The organism is Acidovorax sp. (assembly GCF_021287135.1).
In the GTDB taxonomy this organism is placed as follows: Bacteria; Pseudomonadota; Gammaproteobacteria; order Burkholderiales; family Burkholderiaceae_C; genus Acidovorax.
The window spans coordinates 117,573-137,306 of record NZ_JAJTBB010000078.1; the positions used below are offsets into that span (position 1 = coordinate 117,573).

The 19,734-nt window shown below is 67.6% G+C and carries 27 protein-coding genes; 21 read left to right on the forward strand and 6 right to left on the reverse strand.

Translation table 11 applies throughout. The annotated features are described in order from the left end of the window. Positions 1–238: 238 nt before the first annotated feature. The 6 genes from LWW96_RS17890 to LWW96_RS17915 are packed head-to-tail and all read right to left on the reverse strand — an operon-like array spanning position 239 to position 4,888. Positions 239–574 (reverse strand): 2Fe-2S iron-sulfur cluster-binding protein, encoded by a 336-nt coding sequence (locus LWW96_RS17890; RefSeq protein WP_291489211.1) that lies wholly within the window; start codon positions 572–574, stop codon positions 239–241. Further along, positions 574–2,445, reverse strand: coding sequence for a Fe-S protein assembly chaperone HscA (hscA, locus tag LWW96_RS17895; RefSeq protein ID WP_291489212.1), 1,872 nt, complete (start codon positions 2,443–2,445; stop codon positions 574–576). Before hscA ends, LWW96_RS17890 begins: the two co-directional genes overlap by 1 nt. 4 nt (positions 2,446–2,449) lie before the next feature. Then, entirely contained in the window at positions 2,450–2,773 is a 324-nt protein-coding gene (gene iscA, locus LWW96_RS17900) for an iron-sulfur cluster assembly protein IscA (RefSeq protein ID WP_291489213.1), read from the reverse strand. 9 nt (positions 2,774–2,782) lie between these two features. Next, the gene (erpA, locus tag LWW96_RS17905; RefSeq protein WP_291489214.1) at positions 2,783–3,157 is read right to left on the reverse strand and encodes an iron-sulfur cluster insertion protein ErpA; all 375 of its coding nucleotides are present in this window, start codon (positions 3,155–3,157) and stop codon (positions 2,783–2,785) included. A 24-nt stretch (positions 3,158–3,181) separates the two neighbouring features. After that, positions 3,182–3,622: a Fe-S cluster assembly scaffold IscU gene (iscU, locus tag LWW96_RS17910; protein WP_291489215.1), complete on the reverse strand. Its 441-nt coding sequence runs from the start codon at positions 3,620–3,622 to the stop codon at positions 3,182–3,184. A 21-nt stretch (positions 3,623–3,643) separates the two neighbouring features. After that, positions 3,644–4,888, reverse strand: a complete 1,245-nt coding sequence (locus LWW96_RS17915; protein WP_291489216.1) for an IscS subfamily cysteine desulfurase — start codon at positions 4,886–4,888, stop codon at positions 3,644–3,646. Positions 4,889–5,159: 271 nt separating this feature from the next. Between LWW96_RS17915 and nifA the strand changes: the two genes are divergently transcribed. The 21 genes from nifA to modD all read left to right on the forward strand — a co-directional run bounded on the left by nifA (position 5,160) and on the right by modD (position 19,730). Beyond that, a complete protein-coding gene (gene nifA / locus LWW96_RS17920; RefSeq protein WP_291489217.1) occupies positions 5,160–6,878 on the forward strand; it encodes a nif-specific transcriptional activator NifA in 1,719 nt (572 codons plus the stop codon). Positions 6,879–7,200: 322 nt separating this feature from the next. Further along, on the forward strand, positions 7,201–8,793 hold the full coding sequence (gene nifB / locus LWW96_RS17925; RefSeq protein ID WP_291489218.1) for a nitrogenase cofactor biosynthesis protein NifB: 1,593 nt from the start codon (positions 7,201–7,203) through the stop codon (positions 8,791–8,793). A 46-nt stretch (positions 8,794–8,839) separates the two neighbouring features. Next, the gene (locus LWW96_RS17930; protein WP_291489219.1) at positions 8,840–9,034 is read left to right on the forward strand and encodes a 4Fe-4S binding protein; all 195 of its coding nucleotides are present in this window, start codon (positions 8,840–8,842) and stop codon (positions 9,032–9,034) included. A 3-nt stretch (positions 9,035–9,037) separates the two neighbouring features. Further along, complete coding sequence (locus LWW96_RS17935) at positions 9,038–9,436, forward strand: iron-sulfur cluster assembly accessory protein (protein ID WP_291489220.1); 399 nt, start codon at positions 9,038–9,040, stop codon at positions 9,434–9,436. 22 nt (positions 9,437–9,458) lie between these two features. Beyond that, positions 9,459–10,037: a hypothetical protein gene (locus tag LWW96_RS17940; protein ID WP_291489221.1), complete on the forward strand. Its 579-nt coding sequence runs from the start codon at positions 9,459–9,461 to the stop codon at positions 10,035–10,037. Between the two features lies 1 nt (position 10,038). Continuing rightward, positions 10,039–10,875 (forward strand): 4Fe4S-binding leucine-rich repeat protein, encoded by an 837-nt coding sequence (locus LWW96_RS17945; protein ID WP_291489222.1) that lies wholly within the window; start codon positions 10,039–10,041, stop codon positions 10,873–10,875. Continuing rightward, the gene (locus LWW96_RS17950) at positions 10,868–11,236 is read left to right on the forward strand and encodes a nitrogen fixation protein NifZ (protein ID WP_291489223.1); all 369 of its coding nucleotides are present in this window, start codon (positions 10,868–10,870) and stop codon (positions 11,234–11,236) included. Before LWW96_RS17945 ends, LWW96_RS17950 begins: the two co-directional genes overlap by 8 nt. After that, on the forward strand, positions 11,233–11,541 hold the full coding sequence (locus LWW96_RS17955; protein ID WP_291489224.1) for a nitrogen fixation protein NifZ: 309 nt from the start codon (positions 11,233–11,235) through the stop codon (positions 11,539–11,541). Before LWW96_RS17950 ends, LWW96_RS17955 begins: the two co-directional genes overlap by 4 nt. Next, positions 11,538–11,894 (forward strand): hypothetical protein, encoded by a 357-nt coding sequence (locus tag LWW96_RS17960; protein ID WP_291489225.1) that lies wholly within the window; start codon positions 11,538–11,540, stop codon positions 11,892–11,894. Before LWW96_RS17955 ends, LWW96_RS17960 begins: the two co-directional genes overlap by 4 nt. Beyond that, a complete protein-coding gene (locus LWW96_RS17965) occupies positions 11,891–13,036 on the forward strand; it encodes a cysteine desulfurase family protein (protein WP_291489226.1) in 1,146 nt (381 codons plus the stop codon). The genes LWW96_RS17960 and LWW96_RS17965 overlap by 4 nt, the downstream gene beginning before the upstream one ends. 30 nt (positions 13,037–13,066) lie before the next feature. Further along, entirely contained in the window at positions 13,067–13,285 is a 219-nt protein-coding gene (gene nifT, locus LWW96_RS17970) for a putative nitrogen fixation protein NifT (RefSeq protein WP_291489227.1), read from the forward strand. Between the two features lie 19 nt (positions 13,286–13,304). After that, complete coding sequence (locus tag LWW96_RS17975) at positions 13,305–13,565, forward strand: hypothetical protein (protein ID WP_291489228.1); 261 nt, start codon at positions 13,305–13,307, stop codon at positions 13,563–13,565. Between the two features lie 11 nt (positions 13,566–13,576). Then, positions 13,577–14,740 (forward strand): DegT/DnrJ/EryC1/StrS family aminotransferase, encoded by a 1,164-nt coding sequence (locus LWW96_RS17980; protein ID WP_291489229.1) that lies wholly within the window; start codon positions 13,577–13,579, stop codon positions 14,738–14,740. 9 nt (positions 14,741–14,749) lie between these two features. Continuing rightward, a complete protein-coding gene (locus LWW96_RS17985) occupies positions 14,750–15,604 on the forward strand; it encodes an SIR2 family protein (protein ID WP_291489230.1) in 855 nt (284 codons plus the stop codon). Positions 15,605–15,647: 43 nt separating this feature from the next. Then, positions 15,648–15,944 carry a 2Fe-2S iron-sulfur cluster-binding protein gene (locus LWW96_RS17990; RefSeq protein WP_291489231.1) on the forward strand — a complete coding sequence of 99 codons (297 nt, stop codon included), beginning with the start codon at positions 15,648–15,650 and terminating at the stop codon, positions 15,942–15,944. Positions 15,945–16,207: 263 nt separating this feature from the next. Next, the gene (locus tag LWW96_RS17995; protein WP_291489232.1) at positions 16,208–16,600 is read left to right on the forward strand and encodes a hypothetical protein; all 393 of its coding nucleotides are present in this window, start codon (positions 16,208–16,210) and stop codon (positions 16,598–16,600) included. Positions 16,601–16,665: 65 nt separating this feature from the next. After that, positions 16,666–16,839 (forward strand): hypothetical protein, encoded by a 174-nt coding sequence (locus tag LWW96_RS18000; RefSeq protein ID WP_291489233.1) that lies wholly within the window; start codon positions 16,666–16,668, stop codon positions 16,837–16,839. A 12-nt stretch (positions 16,840–16,851) separates the two neighbouring features. After that, complete coding sequence (locus tag LWW96_RS18005; protein WP_291489234.1) at positions 16,852–17,694, forward strand: TOBE domain-containing protein; 843 nt, start codon at positions 16,852–16,854, stop codon at positions 17,692–17,694. 25 nt (positions 17,695–17,719) lie between these two features. After that, the gene (locus tag LWW96_RS18010) at positions 17,720–18,106 is read left to right on the forward strand and encodes a hypothetical protein (protein WP_291489235.1); all 387 of its coding nucleotides are present in this window, start codon (positions 17,720–17,722) and stop codon (positions 18,104–18,106) included. Between the two features lie 29 nt (positions 18,107–18,135). After that, on the forward strand, positions 18,136–18,894 hold the full coding sequence (gene modA / locus LWW96_RS18015; RefSeq protein ID WP_291489236.1) for a molybdate ABC transporter substrate-binding protein: 759 nt from the start codon (positions 18,136–18,138) through the stop codon (positions 18,892–18,894). A 5-nt stretch (positions 18,895–18,899) separates the two neighbouring features. Continuing rightward, entirely contained in the window at positions 18,900–19,730 is an 831-nt protein-coding gene (gene modD, locus LWW96_RS18020) for a ModD protein (protein WP_291489237.1), read from the forward strand. Positions 19,731–19,734: the final 4 nt, after the last annotated feature.

Below are 19,734 nucleotides of genomic sequence, written 5' to 3' on the forward strand. Positions count from 1 at the left end.
GGTTGCGGTCTGCGCTGGGTGTCGGGAATGTGCTGTTCCAGACACCGGGACGTCGGCTGTCAGAGCGTGGTCAAGACCTGTCAAGGCCGCACAAGGACCTTGTCGAAGGGTTGGCGCGAAAACGGGTCGTCGAACGCCCGGGCGGCTTGCACGGGCACGCGCCCATGCGGTGCATTCGCAGCACACATCCTCCCGATGGCACTCGGATGCGGTCCCCGAAAAGGCGTTGAACAGGTTTCTACTGCTCGCGTGCGTGATTGCGGGTGTGCCGGGGCAATTCCACCACCAGGTCGGCATCGCCGAGCCGCACGCAGCAGGCCAGGCGCGACTGAGCGTCCAGTCCCCAGGCGTTGTCGAGCTGGTCGCTCTCCGCCTCGTCCGCTTCGGTCAACGACGCGCCGCCCTGGCGCACATGCACATGGCAGGTGGCGCAGGCGGCCACCATGTCGCAGGCATGTTCGATGGCCAGTCCAGCGCGTAGCATCCCCTCGCACAGCGAGGTGCCGCGACGGCCTTCGAAATCCATGCCCCCGGGGCACAGCACGGGGTGGGGCAGTACATGGACGGTGGGCATCAGAGGCTTTCGAGGGCGCGGCCTGCCAGTGCCTTCTGGATGGACGCATTCATGCGTTGGGCCGCGAATCCTTCGGTCGCGGCGGACAGCTGGGCGCTTTGCAGTCGCAGGGCCTGCGCGTCCTCTTCGGTTTCCAGCAGGTCCGCCAGGCCGAAGGCCGCCTGGCGTATCGCCTGAAGATCGCCCGGGGCCAGCAAGGCCCCGTCCTGCGCCAGCGCGGCACAGGTGGCGTCCAGCAGGCGGCGCGCATCGACTTGCGCCTCGCGCAGCGAACGCAGCTGCATGTCCCGGGCCGATGCACCCACCGCTTCCTGCAGCATGGATGCGATCTGGGCGTCGGCCAGACCGTAGCTGGGCTTCACTTCAACATGCGCCTCGGTGCCTGTGGTTTGCTCGCGCGCGGTGACCGACAGTAGGCCATCGGCGTCAATCTGGAAGCTCACGCGGATGCGCGCCGCGCCCGCCACCGCTGCGGGGATGCCGCGCAGCTCAAAGCGCGCGAGGGAGCGGCAATCCGACACGGACTCCCTCTCACCCTGCACCACATGCAGGCTCATGGCCGTCTGCCCGTCCTTGAAGGTGGTGAACTCCTGGGCTCGCGCAATGGGCAGCGTGGAGTTGCGTGGAATGATCTTCTCGACCAGGCCGCCCATGGTCTCCAGCCCCAGGGACAGTGGGCAGACGTCCAGCAACAGCCAGCCGTCGCCCGTGCCGTTGCCCACCAGCACATCCGCCTGCATGGCAGCGCCCAAGGCGACGACCTGGTCGGGATCGATGTCACACAGCGGCTCGGTGCCGAAGAAGTCGCGCACCGCGTCCTGTGCCGCGCGCATGCGCGTCGAGCCGCCCACGAGCACCACGCCATCGATGTCTGCCGTGGACAGCCGCGCGTCACGCAGCGCACGCCGGGTGGCGCGCAGGGTCTGGTCGATCAGCCCCTTGGCGATCTGCGCGAACTGGTCCTGGCTGAGCAGGGCCTGCAGGGTGCCGCCGCCGGGCATGGCGACGCACAGGGGAACGACCTCGCTGGACGACAGCGATTCCTTGGCCGACCGCGCCGCGCTCAGCAGCGCCCGCTGTGCGGTGGGCGCCAGCGCCTGCAGCCCCGGCACGCCGTGCTGTGCGCAGAACCACTCGGCCACCGCACGGTCGAAGTCGTCGCCGCCCAGCGCGGAGTCGCCACCGGTAGCAAGCACCTCGAAGAGGCCGCGCGCAAGCCGGAGCACCGAAACGTCGAACGTTCCCCCGCCCAGGTCGTACACCACAAAGGTGCCTTCGGCGGCCTTGTCCAGACCGTAGGCAATGGCGGCCGCCGTGGGCTCGTTGAGCAGGCGCAGCACATTCAGGCCGGCCAGTCTGGCGGCGTCCTTGGTGGCCTGGCGCTGTGCGTCATCGAAGTAGGCGGGCACGGTGATGACCACCCCGGCCAGCGGGCCGGCCAGGGCTTCTTCGGCGCGCAGCCGCAGGGCCGCAAGAATGTCGGCCGAGACCTGTACGGGCGAGCGTTCGCCCGCCGCAGTGGCAATGCCGACCATGCCCTGGGCGTCCACAAAGCGGTAGGGCAAGGCCTGTGCCTCGGTGACGTCCGACAGCGTGCGGCCCATGAAGCGCTTGGCCGAGACGATGGTGTTCTGCGGGTCCTCCACCTGATGCGCCTGCGCGGGTGCGCCCACCACGGCAGTGCCGCCGGGAAGGTAGCGAACCACCGAGGGCAGCAGTAGCGCACCGGTGGCATCGGGCAGCGCGCGGGCCTGCGCACTCTGGACGGTGGCAACGAGCGAGTTGGTGGTTCCCAGATCAATGCCCGCCGCCAGCCGGTGCTGGTGGGGAGCGGCGGAGCGGCCGGGTTCGCTGATCTGTAGAAGGGCCATGGCTTTAGACGGCGAAGCTCTCGCCGCAGCCGCAACTGGCCTTGGCGTTCGGGTTGTTGAACTTGAAGCCCTCGTTCAGGCCTTCGCGCACAAAGTCGAGTTCGGTACCGTCCAGCATCTGAAGGCTGCGCGGATCAACGATGATCTTGACCCCGTGGTGCTCGAAGCACTGGTCGTCGGGGTTCATCGCGTCCACAAATTCCAGCGCATAGGCGAAGCCCGAGCAGCCACTGGTCTTGACGGCCAGCCGCAATCCCAGGCCGTTGCCGCGCTTGTACAGCGACTTTTGGACGTGGCGCGCGGCGGCGGGTGTCAACGAGATGGACATGGCATTACCTCAGGCGGAAAACGAACTACCGCAGCCGCACGTGGTTTGCGCGTTGGGGTTGTGGATGACGAAGCGCGACCCTTCCAAGCCGTCTTCAAAGTCGACCCGTGCGCCCACCAGGTACTGCAGGCTCATGGCATCCACCACCAGTGCGACTCCTTCCGTGGTGACGACGGTGTCGTCCTCGGCCACCTGGTCGTCGAAGACGAAGCCATAGGAAAAGCCTGAGCATCCGCCCCCCGTGACGTACAGGCGTAGCTTGAGTTGCGGATTGCCTTCTTCCTCGATCAACGCGGACACCTTGGCCGCGGCACTGGGGGTGAAGTCCAGCAGTCCGGGCAGGGGCGATGCGGCGGACAGCGGCGCTTCTTGGGGGGTGGACATGGCGGTTCTCCTGGTTGGGGCGGCTCAGCTGCCGCGGGGCTCGCAAGCCTGCTGCTCGATCACCACCTCGGCGGAGGGGGCTGGCGGCTGGTGGCGTGCGCGGTAATCAGCCACGGCGGCCTTGATGGCGTCCTCGGCCAGAATGGAGCAGTGGATCTTCACGGGAGGAAGTGCGAGCTCCTCGGCGATGGCGGAGTTCTTGATCGCCAGCGCTTCGTCCAGCGTGCGCCCCCGCACCCATTCGGTGACCAGGGAACTCGACGCGATGGCCGAGCCGCAGCCGTAGGTCTTGAACTTCGCGTCCTCGATCACGCCCTGGGCGTTGACCCGGATCTGCAACTTCATCACATCGCCGCAGGCTGGGGCTCCGACCATGCCGGTGCCCACCTGGTCATCGTTCGCGTCGAAGCCGCCGACATTGCGCGGGTTCTCGTAGTGGTCCACGACTTTGTCGCTGTAGGCCATGGTGTCTCTCCTGCCGTCGGGTCAATGTGCAGCCCACTGGATCGTGGACAGGTCGATGCCCGCCTGCACGAGGTCCCACAGGGGACTCATGTGGCGCAGGCGCGTTACCACCTCGGTCACTTGCGCGATCGTGGCGTCGATTTCTTCCGCTGTCGTGAAGCGGCCGATGGAGAAGCGCACGGAGCTGTGCGCCAACTCGTCGCTGCGGCCCATGGCGCGCAGCACGTAGCTGGGCTCCAGGCTGGCCGACGTGCACGCGGAGCCCGATGACACCGCCACGCCCTTCATTCCCATCAGCAGCGACTCGCCCTCCACATAGTTGAAGCTGGCATTGAGGTAGCCGCAGGCGCGGTGCACTGGGTCGCCATTGAGCTCGACGCTGTCGAGTCGGGAGATGCCGGCCCACAGTCGCGCGCGCAGCGCCGCGATGCGCGCGTTGTCGCTGGCCATCTGGTCGCGCGCCAACCAGAAGGCTTCGCCCATCCCCACGATCTGGTGGGTGGCCAGCGTGCCCGACCGCATGCCGCGCTCATGCCCGCCGCCATGCATCTGCGCCTCGATCCGCACGCGGGGCTTGCGCCGCACATACAACGCGCCAATGCCCTTGGGTCCGTAGATCTTGTGGGCCGACATGGACATCAAATCCACCGGCAGACTCTGCAGGTCGATCGCGACCTTGCCTACCGCCTGCGCGGCGTCCACATGCAGCAGAACGCCCTTGTCGCGGCAGAGGGCCCCAATGGCCGCGATGTCCTGAATCACGCCGGTTTCGTTGTTCACGAACATTACCGACGCCAGCACGGTGTCGGGACGCAGCGCGGCCTTGAAGCGGTCCAGATCCAGCAAACCGCTGGGCAGCACGGGCAGAACGGTGACCTCGAAGCCTTCGCGCTCCAGCTCCCGCATGCTGTCGAGCACGGCTTTGTGCTCGGTGGCAACCGTCACCAGGTGCTTTCCCTTGGCCTGGTAGAAGTGGGCCGCACCCTTGAGGGCCAGGTTGTTGGACTCGGTGGCGCCGGAGGTCCAGACGATTTCGCGCGGGTCGGCGTTGACCAGCGAACACACCTGCTCGCGCGCCAGTTCCACCGCCTCTTCGGCCGCCCAGCCAAAGGCGTGGGACCGGCTGGCGGGGTTGCCATATTGCTCGGTCAGGTAGGGCCACATCTTGTTGGCCACACGGCCGTCGACGGGGGTGGTCGCGGCGTAGTCCAGGTAGATGGGCAGGTGGCTGCGGGCAAGTGCGGGAGGGCGGCGCTCGTCTGGCATGGCTGACTCCTGTCGGTGGGATGCCCTGCCTCTGCAACTTCGGTGCCATGTGCTTTGGGCCGTTGAACCCGCATTTTTTCTGTGCTGTCTGTGCAATTTGTTCTGTGCATGACATACCGCAAGGTCCGCGCTTTGTCGGGTTTGTGGCAAAGCCCGCGCCTGGCCTGATCGGCATGTTTTTTGCGTCGGATTTGTTGCAAGGCCGTGGTCTCGCGGTGGAGTCCCGCTACTGGTGCACCCCGGTCGGCATCAACAGGATGGGAGAGCCATCGTGACGACTACGCCCCCTACGGTCCGCCGTGAACTTGAAGCGGTTTACGAGATCGGCAAGACACTGACCACGTCGCTTGACGTTCACAAGACCTTTCGCGAGGCGCTCAACTACCTGCTGCACGCCTTTGACTGGCGGCGCGCCTTTGTGGTCGTGGAGGATGCGGAAGGGATGCTCACGGGGCTGTGCGCGGTGGGCCTGACCCCTGCCGAACAGCAGCGCCTGCGCTTCGGGTCCGGCGAGGGCATTGTGGGGCGCGTGTTTGCCGGCGGCCTGCCCGCGGCCGTGTCCGATGTGCGGGCGGAGCCGCTGTTTTTGAACCGCACCGGGGGCGCCGACCAGAGCCCCGGCACCCCGGTGGCCATGCTGGCCATGCCCATCCGTGCGGACCATCGGACGCGCGGCGTGCTGGTGGTGGACTGCCTCAATCCCGACGGGCGCCGCGTGTTCGCCGACGACCTGCGGCTGCTGCGCATGGTGGCCACGCTGATGGGGCAGTCGCTGCGCCTGCACGACAGCGTCACCGCCGCCGCCGCATCCATGCAGGATGACAACCGCCGCATGCAAAAAGCCTTGAGCGGGCGCCGGCACAAGATCGAGCAGGTGGTGGGTGTCTCGCCACCCATGCTCAAGGTCTTTGAGCAGATCCACCAAGTGGCCCCCTCGCGCACTACCGTACTGCTGCGCGGCGAAAGCGGCACTGGCAAGGAGGTCATGGCCCGCGCCATTCACAGCCTGTCCCCGCGCGCCCGGGAGCCCTTTGTGGGTGTCAATTGCGCGGCGTTGACGGAAACCCTGCTGGAGAGCGAACTCTTCGGCCACGAGAAGGGCGCTTTCACCGGCGCCCAGGGGCAGCGCAAAGGGCGCTTTGAGATGGCGCACGGCGGCACGCTTTTCCTGGACGAAATCGGCGACATCTCCGCCGCCTTCCAGGCCAAGCTGCTGCGCGTGCTGCAGGAGCGCAGCTTCGAGCGCGTGGGCGGGGGCGCGCCGGTGAAGGTTGACGTGCGCCTCATCCTCGCCACCAATCGCAACCTGGAGCGCATGGTGCAGGCCGGCGAGTTTCGTGCGGATCTTTACTACCGCATCAACGTGGTCAGCATCCAGTTGCCCCCGCTGCGGGAGCGGCGCGAGGACATCCCGGCCATGGCCCAGCATTTTCTGGACCGCTTCAACCGCGACAACGGCAAAGCCACCCAGTTCAGCGCCGAAGCCATGCGGGTGCTGGTCAGTTGCTACTGGCCCGGCAACGTGCGCGAGCTGGAAAACTGCGTCGAGCGCACCGCCACCATGGCCGCCAACGACCTCATCACCGACCTTGCGTTTCCCTGCCGCGACAACCGCTGCCTCACCCAGGTGTTGCACCACATCGAACGTGAAGACGCCGTGCGTCCCAGCCGCCTCGCCGAAATCCCGGTGGCGGAAATTCCTGGCAATCCGCCGCCGCGGCCCGCAGCGCCGTCAGGCGGCGCGGCGGCCCCAAACCCCCAGCCGCCCGGGCCGGTGGGCTCTGGCGAAGGCGCACCGTTGGACTCTTCTCCCGCGCCCGCGCTGGCCGGGCGTGCCGACGACAAGCCCGAGGGTGAGCGTGAGCGACTCATCTGGGCCATGGAACGCTGCGGCTGGGTCCAGGCCAAGGCCGCCCGCCTGCTCAAGATCACGCCCCGCCAGATGGGCTATGCGCTGCAGAAGCACGGGATCGAGGTGAGGAAGTTCTGACGCCCGATTCGGCGGGCAAGCGCCGCGACTTGAGGGGCAGGGTGGCCGGCGTGTGCCCGCCTGTTTTCTTCTTTCCTTCTGTCCTTCTTTTTCTTTCTCTGGATTGCGGTGGCAGGCTTTCGTCGCCCAGTTCGGGAGTTGTTTCAAGGGCGTAGACGCTTCGTCGCAACCCCGACACTGTTGACCAAGCAACGTCGCACTTGCGACGAAGCCAACCGGCCACCGGTTCCGCAAGGTCATTGATTTCAAAAGGTTTTTTGCTGGCACGGAATTCGCAAAAGTCCCGGAAAGCGGCCACGGAACGGTCGCAGGAAGGGGTTTCATGTCGACAAGCACCGCTGCGGGTTCCCTGCCCGCCAAGACGTACGTGTCCATCGGCGCCATCAAGCCGCTCGGCGCCAAGCTCGATGTACCCGAAGCCGGTGGCGGCTGTGGCACTTCCGGCGGCGAAGGCAAAGCCAGCTGCGGGTCGTCGGGCGGGCCCGGCGACATGCCGCCTGAGATCTGGGAGAAGGTCAAGAACCATCCCTGCTATTCCGAAGAGGCCCACCACCACTACGCGCGCATGCACGTGGCCGTGGCGCCGGCCTGCAACATCCAGTGCAACTACTGCAACCGCAAATACGACTGCTCCAATGAATCGCGCCCGGGCGTGGTGAGCCAGAAGCTCACCCCCGAGCAGGCGGTGAAGAAGGTGGTGGCGGTGGCGAGCGAGATTCCGCAGATGACGGTGCTGGGCGTTGCCGGCCCCGGCGACTCGCTGGCCAACCCCCAGAAGACCTTCGAGACCTTCCGGCTGCTGCAGGCGCAGGCGCCGGACATCAAGCTTTGCATCTCCACCAATGGCCTGGCGCTGCCGGACTATGTGGACGAGATCTGCCAATACAACGTGGACCACGTGACCATCACCATCAACATGGTGGACCCGGCCGTGGGCCAGAAGATCTACCCCTGGATCTTCTGGAACCACCGGCGCGTCACCGGCTACGAGGCGGCCAAGATCCTGCACGAGCGGCAGATGCTCGGCCTGGCGATGCTGACCGCGCGTGGCGTGCTCACCAAGATCAACTCGGTGCTGATCCCCGGCATCAACGACGAGCACCTGATGGAGGTAAACCGCGAGGTGAAGAAGCGCGGCGCCTTCCTGCACAACATCATGCCGCTCATTTCCGAAGCGGAGCACGGCACGCACTTCGGTCTGACGGGCCAGCGCGGTCCCACCGCGCAAGAGTTGAAGGCCGTGCAGGACGCTTGCGCGGGGGGCGCCAACCTGATGCGCCATTGCCGCCAGTGCCGCGCCGACGCGGTGGGCTTGCTGGGCGAAGACCGCTCGGAAGAATTCACGCTGGACAAGATCGATGCGATGGAGGTCGTGTACGACCTGGACAAGCGCCGCGCCTACCAGGAGAAGGTGGAAGTAGAGCGCCAGGCCCAGCACGCCGCCAAGCACGAAGCGCTGGCCGCCAGCACCGCGATGGACGTAGATCACGACATGAAGGTACTGGTCGCGGTGGCCACCAAGGGGGGCGGCCGCGTCAACGAGCACTTCGGCCACGTCACTGAATTCCAGATCTTTGAAGTCAGCGCTGCCGAGGCCTTGTTCGTCGGCCACCGCCGGGTGGACCTGTACTGCCAGGGCGGCCATGGCGACGACGAGCAGCTGCCCAGCGTGGTCAAGGCCATCAATGACTGCCACGCCGTGCTAGTGGCCAAGATCGGCGCTTGCCCGCGCGACGAACTGCGGCAGGCTGGTATCGAGCCGGTGGAGCAGTTCAGCGGCGAGTTCATCGAGAAGGCCGCGCTCGACTGGTTCAACGGCTATCGCGCCCGCATCGCGGCCGGTGAGATGACCCACCAGGACCGCGGCGATGCACAGATCCGCCAAGGGGCCTTCACCGGCTTGGCGGCGGCCTGAACTGCGACAGTTTCCCCACGACACCCCCACCAGAAGGAGAACCACCATGGCCCTGAAGATCATTTCCTCGACCTGCACCGCCTGCTCAGCCTGCGAACCCGAGTGCCCCAATGTCGCGATCCGCGAGAAAGGGGGCACCTACGTGATCGACCCCAAAAAGTGCACCGAGTGCGCGGACCAGTACGACTCGCCGCAGTGCCAGGCCGTGTGCCCGGTGGACGGCTGCATCGTGAAGGCCTGACCCATGTCCACTTCTTTCACTTTGACCCCGGCCGCCGAGAAGTTCATTGGCCGCGTGGTGCGTTTCTCGGGCATTCCCTCGGCCGGCTTCCGTCTGCTGGTGTCGCCCGGCGGCTGTTCGGGCTACAGCTCGGAATTCAGTGCCGAGGCGGCCCCTAAGGACGACGAACAGGTGTTCGAGGTTTCGGGCCTGAAGTTCTTTCTGCCGGCCGAAAGCCGCATGCTGCTGGACGGTGTGACTATCGACTTCACCGAGACGCCGACCTCGTCGGGCCTGAACATCATCAACCCGAAGCAGGCGGCCTGCGGCTGCAGCAGCGCCGAGAACGCGGCGCCTCCGGGTGTGGTGAAGATCGAGATCGGGTCCATCGGCCGCGGCGGTCGCCCGGCCCTGGTGTCCTGAGACGGGCGCCAGAGAGGCCGACGTGAACGCCGCCGACCGGAACTTCGAAGCCGCCGCCGCGGCCTTTGCGGCTTCGGTGATCGGCGGGGCGTTGCCGCCTGTGGTCGAGGCGCTGATCGCACAGGCGGGCGCGCTGCGCGACCGGCCCGGCGAGGCGCTGCCGCTGCTGGAGCGCGCGCGGGTGTTGGCACCGCAGCACCCCGCGCCGGTGATTGCGGTTTACCGCTTCCACTTCTACGGCCACGCCCTGGTGCAGGCCCGCGCAGCGGGCGAGGACGCACTGGCGATTGCGCGCACGGCGCTCGGCCCGGACTTCGGCGATGTGCCGCCCGAGGAGGAGGCGGTGCGTGGCGACGCAGCGGTGCGCTTTTACCTCTTCACGCTCAAGGGCCTGGCCTACCTGAACCTGCGCCTGCGCGCGCTGGACGAGGCGCGCCTGATGCTGGGCGAGCTGCGCCGTCTCGACCCGCAGGACCACCTGGGCGGCGGGCTGCTCTCGCATGTGCTGGCGGGCCATGACGCGGGCGAGCCCATCCTGCCGGCCGAAGGGCCAGGCGGCTATCCGGCGCGCGGCTGGGCCCCCATCCGGAAGGCGGTTTGAGATGGGCGCCGCCGCCAGCTTTCCCGCCCGGCCACAGCGCCTGGCGGCGCGCGCGCCAGAAGGCGACATTCCGCGGATGGACTGGCGGGGCGGGCCGTTGGACTGCGAGGCCTGCGCCTACATCGACCTGCGCGCGCGCCCGAACGAGGAAATCAGCGGCCACGGCTGCCAACCGGGCCATGCCTGCATGCAGGACGCCTACGCGCGCCGCATCGACCGCTTCTTCCGCTGGCATCCTGAGCTGGCTGACCAGCAGCTGGAGCACCCATATTTCGAAGTGCGCGCCATTGCAGCACGGCACGCCAGCGTGTTTCGTTTGAACGGGCTGATGAACGACCCGGACGAGACGGTGCGGCTACAGGTGGCGGCGCGGCTCCCACCCGCGCAGTTGGAGCGCCTGATGCACGACCCGCACCGCGAGGTGCGCCTGCGGGTGGCACAGCGCATCGACCCGGTGCGGCTGGGCGGGATGCGGCACGACAGCGACTACGGCGTGCGCGAAATCGTGGCACAGCGGCTGCCGCTGGCGCTGCTGGCGACCTTGGCCCACGACCCCGAGCGCTCGGTGCGCGAGATTGTCGCGCGGCGGCTACCGATGCCGACGCTGTTCATCCTGGTCGGTGACCCCGAGCCCGAGGTGCGGCGCGCCGTGGCCGAGAGCCTGCCCGAGGCGCTGCTGGGCCGCATGGCGGACGACCCGGACTGGCGCGTGCGCTGGGAAGTGGCACGGCGCGTGCCGCTGGCGCAGCTGGCCGCGCTGCGCGACGACACCGACAGCGAGGTACGGCAGATGGTCCGCGATCGTCTGGCAGAGCCGAGGGAGGCGCCCCATGGCTGACATCGTGCGCGACGACGACGTGATCGAGGTGGCGGAGCCTCCGCGCTTCGCCTTTGGCGAGCGAGTGGTCGCGCGTTCGGTGGTGCGCAACGATGGCACCTACCGGGGGAAGGACATCGGAGAGGTGCTGGTGAGCAAGGGCGATGTGGGCTATGTGGTGAGCATCAACACCTTCCTGCAGCAGTTCTACATCTACGCGGTGGATTTCATCGACACCGGCCACCGCGTGGGCATGCGCGCCAAGGAACTCTGCACACTGGACCACCTGCCCGAGGAGGTGCTGGCGCAGTTGGGCGAAAAGGCCGGGGCCTTGGCAGACCTCGGTTCCGGAAAACCGCTTGATGCAGGAGCAACCCCATGAACACCGAAAACACCCTGGACCCAACCGCCTTTGTGGAACCGCGCGAGCCTGTCTACGGCTGGGGTCAGCGCGTGGTGGCGTTGGACGACCTGGTCAACGACGGCAGCCACCCCGAGCGCGAGCCCGATGCGCTGCTGGCGGCACGCGGCGATGTGGGTGAGGTGGTCAACATTGGCCATGCCAGCGAGATCAACGAGCCGGTGTACCTGGTGGATTTCGGCCGTTGCGTGGTGGGCTGTCTTGAAATCGAACTCGCGCCCGTTCCTGCGGGCTGGTGTGCCGATGTGGAGGGGGCCGGGGGATGAACGCCATGGCCCGCACGGCTCCACCCGATCCCGCGGCCGCACCGGTCGTGGGCTTCCTGCGGCCGTTCATCGAGCGTGCGCTGAAGGACCGGGTGCGCTACCGCTACGTGCAGCCGCGCGTGCTGCAGGAAGGCGAGGGCTTCCGCATTGAGGCGCCGTGCTGCTCGCGCAATGTGGACCCCGAGGGTGGCGTGATCGACATCGCGCTGCTCACGCCGTCCGCCGACGGGCGCTGGCGGTTGCAGGCGCGCGACCATGCGGCGGGTGTGTGGGAGATTTGCGCCGAGGGGCTATTGCTGGGTGAGGCGCTGGACATCCTCTGTGTCGATGCGCAGCGGAGGTTCTGGCCATGATCTACCTCGACCACCACGCCACCACGCCGCCTTTGCCTGCGGTGATTGGTGCGATGGGCGCGGTGATGGCGGACAGCTGGGCCAACGCCTCGTCCAAGCACGGGCCGGGCCAGGCGGCGGCCCGTGTGCTCGCGGGGGCGCGGTCGGCGGTGGCGCAAGCGCTGGGTTGCAAGCCGGCCGAGGTGGTGTTTACCAGCGGCGCCACCGAGGCCAACCACCTTGCGGTGCGGGGCCTGCTGGCAGCCGCGCCGGCGGGCCGGCGGCGTGTGCTGTTCAGCGCGGCCGAGCACGCGGGCCACCTCAAGCTGGCGCGCGAGTTGATGGATGCCGGCACGCCGGTGGATCTCATCCCGCTGCAGCCCGACGGCACGCTCCATCTGGACGCCGCCGCGCGCCTGATCCGTAGTGACGTGGCCCTGGTGTCACTGATGGCCGCCAACAACGAGACGGGCGCGCTGATGCCGGTGGCCGAGGTGGCGGCGCTTGCCGCCGCGGCCGGCGCACGCCTGCATGTCGATGCCACGCAATGGATCGGAAAGCGCCCGTTTCACTTTAGTGAATGGGGCGCCGACGCCGTGAGCTTGTCGGCCCACAAATTCAATGGCCCCAAGGGCGTGGGCGCGCTGCTGCTGCGCCAGGGCGTGCCGCTGCGGCCCACCATGCCGGGATCGCAGGAGCGCGGCCGGCGCGGCGGTACCGAGAACCTGCCCGCCATCGTGGGCTTGGCCACGGCGCTGGAGGCGCTGGGCGATCTGGGCGCTGAAGCCGCGCGGCAGGCTGCTCTGCGCAACCGCCTGGAGTGTGCACTGCAGTCTGAACTGCCGGGTGTGCATATCTGGTCGCGCGGTGCGCCCCGGCTGCCGGGCGTGAGCTTCCTGCGGGTGGGCAATTGGGAGGCCGACGTGCTGCTGGGCCGGCTGGAACGCCTGGGCTTTGCGGCCTCGTCCGGCGCGGCCTGTTCGTCTTCGGGCAGCGCCCCCTCGCACGTGCTGTGCGCCATGGGCGTGCCTGACGAAGAGGCCCTGGGCGCCATCCGCCTTTCGCTGGGCCGCACCACCACCGATACCGACGTGGACACGCTGATTGCAGCGCTGCCCACCCTTCGATCCCTGCTGCCTGCGGCGCAAGCCGTGGCCGCCTGAATCCCCGTTTCCCCCGTCCTGGAGCCGACCATGAAAGTGATGATCCGCAAAGACAGCAAGGGCTTGCTCAGCGCCTATGTGCCCAAGAAAGACCTGGAGGAGCCCATCGTCGCGATGGTGAACCCGGCCTTGTGGGGCGGCCTGGTGACGCTGGCCAACGGCTGGCAGCTGGACCTGCCCGCGATGGCGGCCGACACGCCGCTGCCGATCACCGTCGAGGCGCGCAAGCTGCCTTCGGCCGGGGAATGACCTTTCAGGGAGAAGCAGCATGGCACTGTCCGGCGAACAACTGCGGGGCGCGAGCGAGGTGGTGGGTTATGCCCCCACCTTGCGCGACGCCGCCACCATCCTGCGCGGCCGCTACCCCGGCGTGCGCGCCATTGTGGTGGATGAGGGAGACATGAAGGACGAGACTCCGGCCTTGCGGCTGGGGCACCGCAATGTCTACCTGGCGGCCAGCGATGGCCATTGCTGGCACGTCACGCACAGCGCCGACGAGGCCTCGGTCTTCATCCTCACCCAGCACTGAAGGGAGGCCCCATGGACGTCGAGACCATTGCGCTGTGCGAATCGTTGGTCAGCGGGCAGGGGGCCTCGCTGGTCGAGGCCGTCCTGGCGTCGGGCCGCTGGAGCGACGGGCCCATGCTTGACTCTTTCGAGCAGGCGTTCGCCCGCTGGGTTGGCCGAAAGCACGCGGTGGCGGTGGGCAGCGGCACGCTGGGTACCTGGATCGCCCTGCGCGCGATGGGCATCGGCCCGGGCGACGAGGTGGTCTGCGCCGCGCACACCTGGCACCAGGTGGCGCAGGCCGTCACGCTGGCCGGCGCGACGCCGGTGTTCGCGGACATCAACTACTGGAGCGGTTGCCTGAGCCCGGAAAAGGCCGCGTTGAAGATCACGCCCGCCACCCGCGCCATCCTGGCCGGCAACACCAATGGCCACCCGGCCGCGTGGAACGCATTGCGCGCGCTGGCCGATGCCCACGGCCTGAAGCTGATCGAGGACAGCACCGAGGCACTGGGCTCCCGCTACCTGGGGCGCAATGTCGGGACCTTTGGCGATGTGTCGGTGTTCGACTTCTCCACGCCTTCGGCGCTGTGCACCGGCGAGGGCGGCATGCTGCTGACCGACGATGATGCGCTGGCCATCGAACTGCGCTATCTGCGCCAGCGGCGTCTGTCCGACCGGGCCTCGGTGTCCATCGGCGCGCGCGTGCCGCTGCAGGCCTCCATGAGCGAGCTGACCGCCGCGCTGGGACTGGCCCAGCTGTCCGATCTGGACGAACGCCTGTTGCGGCGCAAACAGGTGGAGGCTTGGTACCACGCCGAGATGCAGAGCTTTGAGGGCGTGAAGCCTCCATACCTGGCGGAGGACGTGGACGAGGTGCACTGGATGCTTTACGTGGTGCACCTTGGCAAGCGCTTCACTGCCAGCGCGCGCGCCCAGATGATCGAGGACATGAAGGCGTGTGGCATCGAGACCGCCGCCTACAGCCACCCGCTGCACCAGCAGTTTTTCTACATGAGCGCCGCCGGTGCGTCCGGCCGCCAGCGCGGCGTGCTGCCCGACACCGACCGCATCGGCGACCGCGCGCTCGCGCTGCCCCTGCACACCGGCCTGGACGCGCCGCAGGTGAAGTACATCGTCAAGACGCTGAAGGACACCGCCACGAATGTGGGTGCCGGTGCTGCGATCTACCTCTGAAGGAATCCCATGTCCGAACTCATCGATGGTCTGATCGCCGAGATTGCCTTCCGGCTGGATGCAGGCAGCGCCATTCCCTATCTGGGCTCCGGCATGCTGTCGCTGTGTGCCGATGTGCGGGTACCGGCCACGCCGGCCGAACTGGCTGCGGTCATGACTGCCAAGGTCAGCGTGCCGCACAAGATCCGCAACCGGCTTACCCAGGCGGCGCAGTTCATCGAGAACTTCAAGCACCGCAAGTCGGTGGTGATGATCATGGACGAGGCCTATGCCAGCGTGCCTGCGCCCTCGCCACTGCACCGTGCGTTGGCCGCCAGCGGCGCCACCCTGTGGGTGGACACGTGGTACGACGACACTTTTCTGGCGGCGCTCCGGGCGGCGCGGCCGCAGGGGGACTGGCACCAGCTACAGGGTCTGTCCCAGTCCGAGCACTTCGGGCAGTGGACGGCCGACTATGGCGCCGATGGCCGTATCGCCGAGACCCCAGCCACCAGCGCCACGCCGCTGCTCTACCGCCCTCTGGGCGGCCGCAGTCCGGCCAGCAACTACCTGGTCTCCGACAGCGACTATGTCGAGGTATTGACCGAGATCGATATCCAGACCCCCATCCCGGCCGTGGTGCAGGAACGCCGCAAGGGCAAGGGCTTCCTGTTCCTGGGCTGCCGTTTCGACGACCAGCTGACGCGCAGCTTTGCACGCCAGATCATGAAGCGCTCCAGCACCACGCACTGGGCCGTGCTTCCCCATGAGCCCACGCGCATGGAAGCCCGTTTCCTCGAAGAGCAGGGCATTGTCCGCGTTCCCATGGCGCTGGCCGACTTTGCGGCCCGACTCACCCATGCGCTGCAGGCCGAGACCGCCTGAGCCGTTCCAGATTTTTGTTGCCCCACGAACCACCGAGAAAACCATGACCACCCTGACCGTTCTCCCCTCCGGCAAAAGCTACGAAGTGGCTGCTGGCACCACCATCATGAAGGCCCTGCTCGCTGCCGGTGAAAGCATCGCCCAGAAATGCGGTGGCAACGCGAGCTGCGGGTCCTGCCACATCTTCGTGACCGAAGGCCGCAAGTCCCTCCCGCGCATCCAGAAGCTGGAAAACGAGAAGCTCGACACCTTGGTCGGCGTCGGCTCCAAGTCGCGCCTGGCATGCCAGGCGGTGCTGGGCGACGAGCCGGTCACCGTGGAGCTGTTGAGCTTCGTCTAGTGGCAGACGGCGCATGAGCCGTATCGCCACCAGCGCCTTGGTGAACCGGATCGAGCAAACGGGTGGCTGCGTGTGTACCGCCAGAGCCACCCGCGGCGGTTCGTGATGGCGCCGGGCTGAAACCTGGCCCGCTGTTTGCAAAGTACGCACCAACGCCGCTGTCAGCACTGCGTTGTGTAGGAACCGCTACAGCGCAGCTTGCCGGGCGGCCCGTTGTGTAGCCATCTCTACCAAGACTGATCCGATGTTCCAAGGAGCCTGTCATGTTCCCTACGTTGTACAGAACCGAACACAACGCCTGCCACGGCCAGCGACCGCGGCGCGTGGCCTGGACGGAAGACCTGCCGAAGGATCTCATCGGGGTGGTGGTGGTGCCGTTGCGCTTTGAACTCCAGCGGGACTATCACATCGTGGCGGACCGCAGCCTGGGCCTGGATGCGCAGGGGCAGGCCTGTTTCTGCGCCTTCCGCCACGTAGAGACCGCTCTGCGTTCAGAGGACGACGAGTTTTTCTACGAAGCGCCGGTCCGCATCGAGACCGTGACCGCCTGGCGCCTGCCCGACCGGCGCTGGATCACCAGCCACAAGGTCGTGCAGGAGGGGTGCTCGGCCGTGGTGGTGCCACAACTCTCGCTGTGCGAAGGGATGCCGCGGTGAACGGGGGGCAACCGGACCCCCGGCGGCCCGGCGCGCGGCTTCGCCACGCCTGGCTGCTCGCCTTCATGCGCGGCCTTGACGGCTCAGACCTGTCGGAGCGCGAGCGCAAGGCCTGCTGGGCCTGGGCTGAGCGCTGGTCGCTTTGCATGGGTGGGCAGCCGGCCGAGCGCGCGCCGCGCTATCCCTACGAATGGGTGCTGCGCCAGGTGCGGACCCCCGCGTGGGGCGGTTGCCGTTAAGGGGGATTGGCGATGTATTCCCCCCGCCCCACGAGCCACACCCCGCCGGCCTTGACGGGCAAGCTGATGATCGACACCGCCGTGGGCAGCTTTCTGGGCGACAAGCGCATCCGCTTGCTGGAAGCGATTGACCAGCACGGCTCCATCCTGCAGGCGGCCAAGGCCGTTCCCATGGCCTACAAGGCCGCCTGGGATGCGGTGGATGACATGAACAACGTCGCGCCCGAACCGCTGGTGCTGCGCGCCACCGGTGGACGCCACGGGGGCGGCAGCGAACTCACCGATTTCGGCCGCCGCCTGATCGCCTTCTACCGCGCCCTTGAGCAGGAATCGCAGGCAGCGCTGGCGCGGCTGAGCGAACGGCTCACCCAGGCTGGTGCCCCCAATGTCGCCGAGTTTCGGCAGGTCCTGAGAAAGCTCTCCATGAAAACCAGCGCCCGCAACCAGTTCAGCGGTCCCATCGTCGCGATCCGCTCCGGTCCGGTGGAAAGCGAAGTCACGTTGCGCCTGGCGCCGTCGTTGGCGCTTGCGGCCATCGTCACCAACGAATCGGTGCAGAACCTGGGCCTGGCCGAAGGCCGCGAGGTAATGGCTTTTGTCAAGGCATCGTCCGTCGTGCTCCTGGTGGGCAGCAACGACACGCGGGTCTCGGCGCGCAACCAGTTCCAAGGCCGGGTGCAAGCCATCCATCACGGTCCGGTCAACACCGAGGTGACGCTGGACCTGCCCGGCGGCCAGCACGTGCTGACCGCTGTCGTCACCGAACAGAGCGTGGAACGACTGGGCCTGGCGGTGGGCCAGCCGGTGACCGCGGTCTTCAAGGCCTCCAGCGTGTTCCTGGTGTCCACCGACTGATCCCACGCATTCTTGAGAGGCACCCATGAAAGTCGCCATCGCCACCCACAAAGACTGCACCCAGGTCAGCGGTCACGCCGGCCAGACCCGCGAGTGGCTGCTGTTCGATTGCCAGCCCGATGCGCCCTTACCTGAGCCGCAGCGCATCGTATTGACCAAGGAGCAGTTGCCCCACCATTTCAAGGACAACGGACCGCACCCGCTGCACGGCGTGCAGGTGCTGATCGCAGGCAGCGCGGGTGACGGCTTCCTGCGCCACATGAAGACCTGGGGCGCCGAGGTGCTGCTGACCAGCGAGACCGACCCGCGCGCCGCGCTGCAGAAGGTGCTGGCCGGCGAGGCCCTGCCCGACACGCGTTTTGACGTCACCACCGCGCTGTGCAAGGTGCGCGATCTGTTTTCCCGCCGTTGAGTACTGTTTTTCAGCCCAGGAGTGTTCCCATGACCCTCAAGACACTTGTCCCTTCCTTCTTCGCCGGCCTGCTGCTGGCGGCCATGGGCGCGCGCGCCGACCAGGTGCCGGTGGCCGTGGCTGCCAACTTCACCGCGCCGTTCAACAAGATCGCGCCCGAGTTTGAGAAGGAGACCGGACACCAGCTCGTCGCCTCGTTCGGCTCCACCGGCAAGTTCTACGCACAGATCAAGAACGGCGCGCCGTTCGAGGTGCTGCTGGCGGCCGATGACGAAACACCGGCCAAACTCGTGAAGGAAAACGCCGCCGTGGCCGGCAGTCCGTTCAGCTACGCCATCGGCAAGCTGGTGCTGTGGTCCGCCCAACCGGGCTTGGTGGACGAGCAGGGCGCCGTGCTCAAGCGTGCCACCTTTGAGCGCCTCGCCATCGCTGAACCCAGGCTCGCGCCCTATGGCGCCGCTGGGGTGGAGGCAATGAAGAAACTGGGCGTGTACGACGCGGTTGCCCCCAAGCTTGTGACCGGCGAGACCATTGCGCAGGCTTACCAGTTCGTGGCCAGTGGCAACGCGCAGCTGGGCTTCGTGGCACTGTCGCAGGTGCTCAAGGACGGCAAGGTCGAAGGCTCTGCCTGGATCGTTCCGCCCGACCTCTACACCTCTATCCGTCAGGACGCGGTGCTGCTCAACTCCGGCAAGGACAAGCCGGGCCCCGTCGCGCTACTCAAGTATCTGCAAGGCGCCAAGGCGCAGGCGGTGATCAAGTCCTACGGCTACGAGCTGGGCAAGTGAACGTCATGTCGCCAGCTCTGAGCGACGAGGAACTGAGCCGTCTGCTGCTGGACGACACGCCCTGCGGCGACCTCACCACCGAGAGCTTGGCCATCGGTGCTGCCGCTGCCCGGCTGGACTTCGGCGCCCGTGGATCAATGGTGGTCTGCGGTACCGAGGAAGCCGCGCGGCTGTTCGAGCTGGTGGGGGCGCGAGTCATCTGGCGGGTGGACTCGGGCACCGCGCTCGATGCGGGCGCATGCATGCTGGTGGCCGAAGGCAGCGCCGCCCAGTTGCACCGCGCCTGGAAGACCGCGCAGACCCTGGTCGAATGGGCCGGCGGCATCGCGTCTGCAGCGGCGGCCATCGTGGCGCAGGCCAGGGGCGTTGCCGTGGCCTGCACGCGCAAGAACGTGCCGGGCACCAAGGCCCTGTCGGTCAAGGCTGTGAAAACGGGCGGGGCGGTGATGCACCGGCTCGGCCTGTCCGAGACGCTGCTGGTGTTTGCCGAGCACCGGCTGTTTGTGGACGAAGCGCCTGCGGCGACGGTGGCGCGGCTGCGGCGCGCGCAGCCCGAGAAGAAGACCGTGGTCGAGGTGGGCGACGTGGCCGAGGCACGGGTCTGGGCCCAGGCCGGAGCCGAAGTGCTGCAGCTGGAGAAGTTCAGCCCCGCCGCGGTGGCCGAATGCCGAGCGGCCGTCGATGCGCTGGCCGTTCGGCCCCTGCTGGCCGCCGCCGGCGGAGTGCGTGCCGACAACGCCGCCGCCTACGTGGCCGCCGGCGCCGACCTGCTGGTCACCTCCGCTCCGTTCACGGCGCCGCCGCGCGACGTGCAGGTGGATTTCTTCCGCCGTTGAGGGC

Excerpts from the sequence above, each read along its gene's own strand:
- LWW96_RS17890 (WP_291489211.1), bottom strand. The coding sequence starts at position 574 with ATGCCCACCGTCCATGTACTGCCCCACCCCGTGCTGTGCCCCGGGGGC.
- hscA (WP_291489212.1), bottom strand. The coding sequence starts at position 2,445 with ATGGCCCTTCTACAGATCAGCGAACCCGGCCGCTCCGCCGCTCCCCAC.
- iscA (WP_291489213.1), bottom strand. The coding sequence starts at position 2,773 with ATGTCCATCTCGTTGACACCCGCCGCCGCGCGCCACGTCCAAAAGTCG.
- erpA (WP_291489214.1), bottom strand. The coding sequence starts at position 3,157 with ATGTCCACCCCCCAAGAAGCGCCGCTGTCCGCCGCATCGCCCCTGCCC.
- iscU (WP_291489215.1), bottom strand. The coding sequence starts at position 3,622 with ATGGCCTACAGCGACAAAGTCGTGGACCACTACGAGAACCCGCGCAAT.
- LWW96_RS17915 (WP_291489216.1), bottom strand. The coding sequence starts at position 4,888 with ATGCCAGACGAGCGCCGCCCTCCCGCACTTGCCCGCAGCCACCTGCCC.
- nifB (WP_291489218.1), top strand. The coding sequence starts at position 7,201 with ATGTCGACAAGCACCGCTGCGGGTTCCCTGCCCGCCAAGACGTACGTG.
- LWW96_RS17930 (WP_291489219.1), top strand. The coding sequence starts at position 8,840 with ATGGCCCTGAAGATCATTTCCTCGACCTGCACCGCCTGCTCAGCCTGC.
- LWW96_RS17935 (WP_291489220.1), top strand. The coding sequence starts at position 9,038 with ATGTCCACTTCTTTCACTTTGACCCCGGCCGCCGAGAAGTTCATTGGC.
- LWW96_RS17945 (WP_291489222.1), top strand. The coding sequence starts at position 10,039 with ATGGGCGCCGCCGCCAGCTTTCCCGCCCGGCCACAGCGCCTGGCGGCG.
- LWW96_RS17950 (WP_291489223.1), top strand. The coding sequence starts at position 10,868 with ATGGCTGACATCGTGCGCGACGACGACGTGATCGAGGTGGCGGAGCCT.
- LWW96_RS17955 (WP_291489224.1), top strand. The coding sequence starts at position 11,233 with ATGAACACCGAAAACACCCTGGACCCAACCGCCTTTGTGGAACCGCGC.
- LWW96_RS17960 (WP_291489225.1), top strand. The coding sequence starts at position 11,538 with ATGAACGCCATGGCCCGCACGGCTCCACCCGATCCCGCGGCCGCACCG.
- LWW96_RS17965 (WP_291489226.1), top strand. The coding sequence starts at position 11,891 with ATGATCTACCTCGACCACCACGCCACCACGCCGCCTTTGCCTGCGGTG.
- nifT (WP_291489227.1), top strand. The coding sequence starts at position 13,067 with ATGAAAGTGATGATCCGCAAAGACAGCAAGGGCTTGCTCAGCGCCTAT.
- LWW96_RS17975 (WP_291489228.1), top strand. The coding sequence starts at position 13,305 with ATGGCACTGTCCGGCGAACAACTGCGGGGCGCGAGCGAGGTGGTGGGT.
- LWW96_RS17980 (WP_291489229.1), top strand. The coding sequence starts at position 13,577 with ATGGACGTCGAGACCATTGCGCTGTGCGAATCGTTGGTCAGCGGGCAG.
- LWW96_RS17985 (WP_291489230.1), top strand. The coding sequence starts at position 14,750 with ATGTCCGAACTCATCGATGGTCTGATCGCCGAGATTGCCTTCCGGCTG.
- LWW96_RS17990 (WP_291489231.1), top strand. The coding sequence starts at position 15,648 with ATGACCACCCTGACCGTTCTCCCCTCCGGCAAAAGCTACGAAGTGGCT.
- LWW96_RS17995 (WP_291489232.1), top strand. The coding sequence starts at position 16,208 with ATGTTCCCTACGTTGTACAGAACCGAACACAACGCCTGCCACGGCCAG.
- LWW96_RS18000 (WP_291489233.1), top strand. The coding sequence starts at position 16,666 with ATGCGCGGCCTTGACGGCTCAGACCTGTCGGAGCGCGAGCGCAAGGCC.
- LWW96_RS18005 (WP_291489234.1), top strand. The coding sequence starts at position 16,852 with ATGTATTCCCCCCGCCCCACGAGCCACACCCCGCCGGCCTTGACGGGC.
- LWW96_RS18010 (WP_291489235.1), top strand. The coding sequence starts at position 17,720 with ATGAAAGTCGCCATCGCCACCCACAAAGACTGCACCCAGGTCAGCGGT.
- modA (WP_291489236.1), top strand. The coding sequence starts at position 18,136 with ATGACCCTCAAGACACTTGTCCCTTCCTTCTTCGCCGGCCTGCTGCTG.
- modD (WP_291489237.1), top strand. The coding sequence starts at position 18,900 with ATGTCGCCAGCTCTGAGCGACGAGGAACTGAGCCGTCTGCTGCTGGAC.